Origin of the sequence: Streptomyces sp. SID3212 (genome assembly GCF_009865405.1) — a bacterium.
Classification (GTDB): Bacteria; Actinomycetota; Actinomycetes; order Streptomycetales; family Streptomycetaceae; genus Streptomyces.
Window position 1 is genome coordinate 1 of record NZ_WWJY01000518.1, and the last position, 4266, is coordinate 4266.

The following is a 4266-nucleotide window of genomic DNA, read 5'->3' on the forward strand; positions in this document are numbered from 1 at the left end:
CAACGCGTACGGGGCGGCGCTCCCCTGGCCCGAGCCCCCGGACGGCGCCGGACACAAGCCGGGCCGCAAAGCCGGCTCCCTGGTCGTCCTGGTGGACGGCGAGCTGACGCTGTACATGGAACGGGGCGGCAAGACCCTCCTGGCCTGGCCGAAGGACCCGGACGACCCGGCCCTCACGGCGGCGGCCCAGGCCCTGGCGGGAGCGGCCCGCGCGGGAGCCCTCGGCACGATCACGGTGGAGCGGGCGAACGGCGCCCCGGCCCTGACATCACCCCTGGGCCGCACCCTGGAGACGGCGGGCTTCCACGCGACCCCGAGGGGCCTGCGCCTACGCGCCTGAGCCGCCGCGCCGGCGCGGCGGGGAGGACACCTCGGGCGGACGTACCGAGCCCGACTCCCCGGCGACCGTACGGGACGCGGCGTGCACCGGCAGCAGACTCAGCCCCCAGCCGCCCGCCGCCACCGCCCCCTCGACGAAGCCGGTGTGCTCGGGCGCCAGCACGAGCCGCAGGACCGCCCACCACCACAGCCCGCCCAGCGCGACCGTCGGCAGAAGGATCCATCGCCTCGCCATAGCCGCCGCTGCCTCCTCCGCCCGCCCCAGGACCACCCGGCCTCCGGTCGTCTCAGAAGTCTCCCCCGCCCAGCCCTACCCCGCATCCAGAACCCCCATCCCCACCCAAAAGCCATCACTCCACCCCCATCACGCATCCCAGCACCACGCACAAGAGGGTCCCCCGGCCGTCGGCCGGGGGACCCTCTTCACATTCTCGCGGCGCGCAGCTCGTACCGACAGCCGCTCCGACCACTCAGACGCTCTCCGCCTGGAACATCCACGCGTGCTTCTCCAGATCCGCCGTCACCTGGATCAGGACGTCCTGGGTGACGGGGTCGGGGTCGTCGGTCACCTTGACGCGGTCGCGCATCTGCCCGATCACCGCGCCGAGGCCGTCGACCATGAGGCGGACCGCGTCCGCGTCCTTGATCCAGCCGTCCGGGATCTTGCCGAAGGCGCTGGTGGCCGCCACCGTGCCGGCGCGGCCGTCCGGGGCGACGCCGAGGGCCGACGCCCGTTCCGCCACGGTGTCCATGTGCTGCCGCGCGGTGGTCACGACCTCGTCGAGCTGGAGATGTACGGAGCGGAAGCGGGGACCGACGATGTTCCAGTGCACCTGTTTGGCGACCAGCGCAAGATCCACCAGGTCCACGAGCGCGCCCTGGAGCGCCTCACCGACCACCTTGAGGTCTTCCTCGGAAAGGGAACTCTTGACGACAGACATGCACGTCCTCCATTGCCGTTCGTACGTACCTTCAACCATGGCACAGATGCCCTGAAGAGGTCATTTCACTCCCGGCGACCGGCGGAGACTCCGGGGACGGCCGGAGACCGCCGGGAGAAGACAAAAACCCCGGCCGGTGAGGTGCACCGGACGGGGCTCGCGCCGAACGTACGAACGGGCGGGACGCACCCGTGGAATCTAGGCGGCGACGACGTCGACCGCTTCCGTAGGTGCCTTGATGGTCACCCGTTCCGTCGGCACCTTGGCCACCGACGTCACGGAGACAGAATTGAGCATCGGACGTACTGGCGCAGGCACCGGCTCGTTCGCCGCCGCCGACGCAGCCAGCTCGGCCAGCGACAGTTCGTCACTCACTTCACGCATGAGCTCGGACATCCGTACATCAAGCGCGTCGCAGATCGCGGAGAGCAGCTCGGAGGATGCCTCCTTCTGCCCCCGCTCCACCTCGGAAAGATAGCCGAGCGAGACTCGGGCGGACGAGGAGACTTCGCGCAGAGTACGGCCCTGGCGCTGGCGCTGCCGACGCAGCACGTCACCAAGCAGGCGACGGAGCAGAATCATCGGTGGCTCCCTCCTCGGACCGCGTAGCCGCATCCTTCTCGCCCCACCGTACCGCCTCGCGCCGCGGCCGTGCGGGGAGCGATGCGGTGTTCACTCAGGGCTGCAAACATCAATTCCCCCCGTTCTGTTCCGTATCCTGTGCCCGCCCGTTCCCGGAAAGTTCGTTGCGGAGCAGTCCCAGCACGCTGACCACACTCTCTTTACGAATGTCCGCCCGGTCACCGTTCAACCGCAGAGCGACAACTTTCCCCGGACCGACCGGTCCTACGACCGCCACGTAGACGGTCCCCACCGGCTGTCCGTCCTGGGGTTCGGGACCCGCCACCCCGGTGGTCGCGGCGCCCCAGTCGGCGCCCAGGACCCGCCGTACCCCCGCCGCCATCTGCCGCGCGACCTCCGGATCCACTGCGCCACGCTCCGCCAGGAGGGGCGCGGCGACGCCCAGGACGTCCCGCTTGAGATCCGTCGCGTAGGCCGTCACGGACCCGCGGAAGCTCCGGGAGGCGCCGGGGACGGAGGTCAGCTCCGCGGCCACCAGGCCGCCTGTCAGGGACTCCGCGACGGCGAGCGTCGCGGACCGCTCCTCCAGCAGCGCCAGCACCCGCGCCGCGCCGCCGTTCACCGCGTGGACTCCGCCGCGGCACTCTCGCCGGCCTCATCCGACTCACCGGAATCACCGGAATCACCATCACGAACCTCACCGGACTCACCGTGACGAGGAGCCTCGGCCGCCGCCCGCCGCGCCACGATCCCCCGCCGCCGGATGAGAACCGCGTCGCGTACGTAGTCCAGCCCGGTGAGCACCGTCAGCACGACCGCCAGCGCCATCACCCAGAACCGCAGCGTCGCCAGCGGCCCCGTGAGCGCCAGGACGTACATCCCCACCGCCACGCCCTGCGCCAGGGTCTTCGCCTTGCCGCCCCGGCTGGCCGGGATGACCTCGAGTCTGATCACCCAGAACCGCATCAGCGTGATGCCGATCTCACGGAAGAGGATGACGCCCGTCACCCACCAGGGCAGATCGCCCAGCGACGAGAGGCTGATCAGCCCCGCCGCCATGATCGCCTTGTCGGCGATGGGGTCGGCGATCTTCCCGAAGTCGGTGACCAGGTTGTACGTACGGGCAAGATGCCCGTCGAAGACATCGGTGATCATCGCGACGGCGAACGCCGCCCACGCCCAGGCGCGCCAGGCCGGGTCGAACCCGCCGTCCTGGAACAGCAGCACCACGAACGCGGGCACGAGCACCAGCCGCACCATGGTGAGTATGTTGGCGATGTTCCACAGGCTGGCCTGATTGACCGCAGCAGCCCCCAGCTTGCCTTTGGGCGCCGGTACCCGCTTCGCGCCGGTACCGCCCGCAGCGGACGCCGGGACTCCGGTCATCTGGCCGCCTCCTCACCCGGGGTCCGTGGGTCGTCCCCCGGAAAGTCGCAGTACTCGACGACCAGGTCCACGCCCTGGGTGCCGACCACCTTCGCCTCGACCATACGGCCGGGACGCAGACCCGCGCCGGAGGTGAAGATCACCTGTCCGTCCGTTTCGGGCGCCTGGTGCGCCGCGCGCCCGACGGCCGCCTCCTCGGAATCGTCCCCGCTCTCCGGAGCGACCGACTCCACCAACACCTCAAGGCTCTCACCGAGGCGCTCCTCGGCGCGCTGGGCCGTCAGCTCCTCGGCGAGCCGCGACAGGTGCGCGAGCCGCTCGTCGACGACGTCCTGGTCCAGCTTGTCGCCGTAGGTGGCGGCTTCCGTACCGTCCTCGTCCGAGTACCCGAAGACGCCGATGGCGTCGAGCCGCGCGCCGGTCAGGAAACGTTCCAGCTCGGCGAAGTCCGCCTCGGTCTCGCCGGGGAAGCCGACGATGAAGTTCGAGCGCACTCCGGCCTGCGGGGCCTTGCCCCGGATGGTCCCGAGCAGTTCCAGGAAGCGCTCGGTGTCCCCGAAGCGCCGCATCGCGCGCAGCACACCCGGCGCGGAGTGCTGGAAGGACAGGTCGAAGTACGGCGCGACCTTGGGCGTGGACGTCAGGACGTCGATCAGGCCGGGGCGCATCTCGGCCGGCTGGAGGTAGCTGACCCGGATGCGCTCGATGCCGTCGACGGCCGCCAGCTCGGGCAGCAGGGTCTCCAGCAGGCGGATGTCGCCGAGGTCCTTGCCGTACGAGGTGTTGTTCTCGGAGACGAGCATGACCTCCTTGACGCCCTGGTCGGCGAGCCAGCGCGTCTCGGTGAGCACGTCGCTGGGGCGGCGGGAGATGAAGGAGCCGCGGAACGAGGGGATGGCGCAGAAGGAGCAGCGGCGGTCGCAGCCGGAGGCGAGCTTCACGGAGGCGACGGGGCTGGTGTCCAGGCGGCGCCGCAGGGGGGCGCGGGGGCCCGAGGCGGGCGCGAGCCCGGCGGGCA

The 4266-nt window shown here is 70.9% G+C and carries 6 protein-coding genes and 1 pseudogene; 1 reads left to right on the forward strand and 6 read right to left on the reverse strand.

What is annotated here, in order from left to right; all coding sequences use genetic code 11:
• Positions 1–340: pseudogene (locus GT042_RS15650) on the forward strand (DEAD/DEAH box helicase); the annotation flags it as partial.
• Here the strand turns inward: GT042_RS15650 and GT042_RS15655 are convergent.
• The 6 genes from GT042_RS15655 to GT042_RS15680 all read right to left on the reverse strand — a co-directional run.
• Positions 329–574 carry a hypothetical protein gene (locus tag GT042_RS15655; protein WP_161309325.1) on the reverse strand — a complete coding sequence of 82 codons (246 nt, stop codon included), beginning with the start codon at positions 572–574 and terminating at the stop codon, positions 329–331. The pseudogene GT042_RS15650 and the gene GT042_RS15655 sit on opposite strands and share 12 nt — an antisense overlap.
• A 235-nt stretch (positions 575–809) precedes the next feature.
• Positions 810–1280 carry a DNA starvation/stationary phase protection protein gene (locus GT042_RS15660; RefSeq protein ID WP_161309326.1) on the reverse strand — a complete coding sequence of 157 codons (471 nt, stop codon included), beginning with the start codon at positions 1278–1280 and terminating at the stop codon, positions 810–812.
• 198 nt (positions 1281–1478) lie between these two features.
• Positions 1479–1862: a helix-turn-helix transcriptional regulator gene (locus GT042_RS15665; protein ID WP_161309327.1), complete on the reverse strand. Its 384-nt coding sequence runs from the start codon at positions 1860–1862 to the stop codon at positions 1479–1481.
• A 109-nt stretch (positions 1863–1971) separates the two neighbouring features.
• The gene (locus tag GT042_RS15670; RefSeq protein WP_161309328.1) at positions 1972–2484 is read right to left on the reverse strand and encodes a nicotinamide-nucleotide amidohydrolase family protein; all 513 of its coding nucleotides are present in this window, start codon (positions 2482–2484) and stop codon (positions 1972–1974) included.
• Positions 2481–3248: a CDP-diacylglycerol--glycerol-3-phosphate 3-phosphatidyltransferase gene (gene pgsA, locus GT042_RS15675; RefSeq protein ID WP_161309329.1), complete on the reverse strand. Its 768-nt coding sequence runs from the start codon at positions 3246–3248 to the stop codon at positions 2481–2483. Before pgsA ends, GT042_RS15670 begins: the two co-directional genes overlap by 4 nt.
• A partial coding sequence (locus tag GT042_RS15680; RefSeq protein WP_161309330.1) for a MiaB/RimO family radical SAM methylthiotransferase occupies positions 3245–4266 on the reverse strand: 1022 nt, incomplete at its 5' end. The genes pgsA and GT042_RS15680, both read right to left, overlap by 4 nt.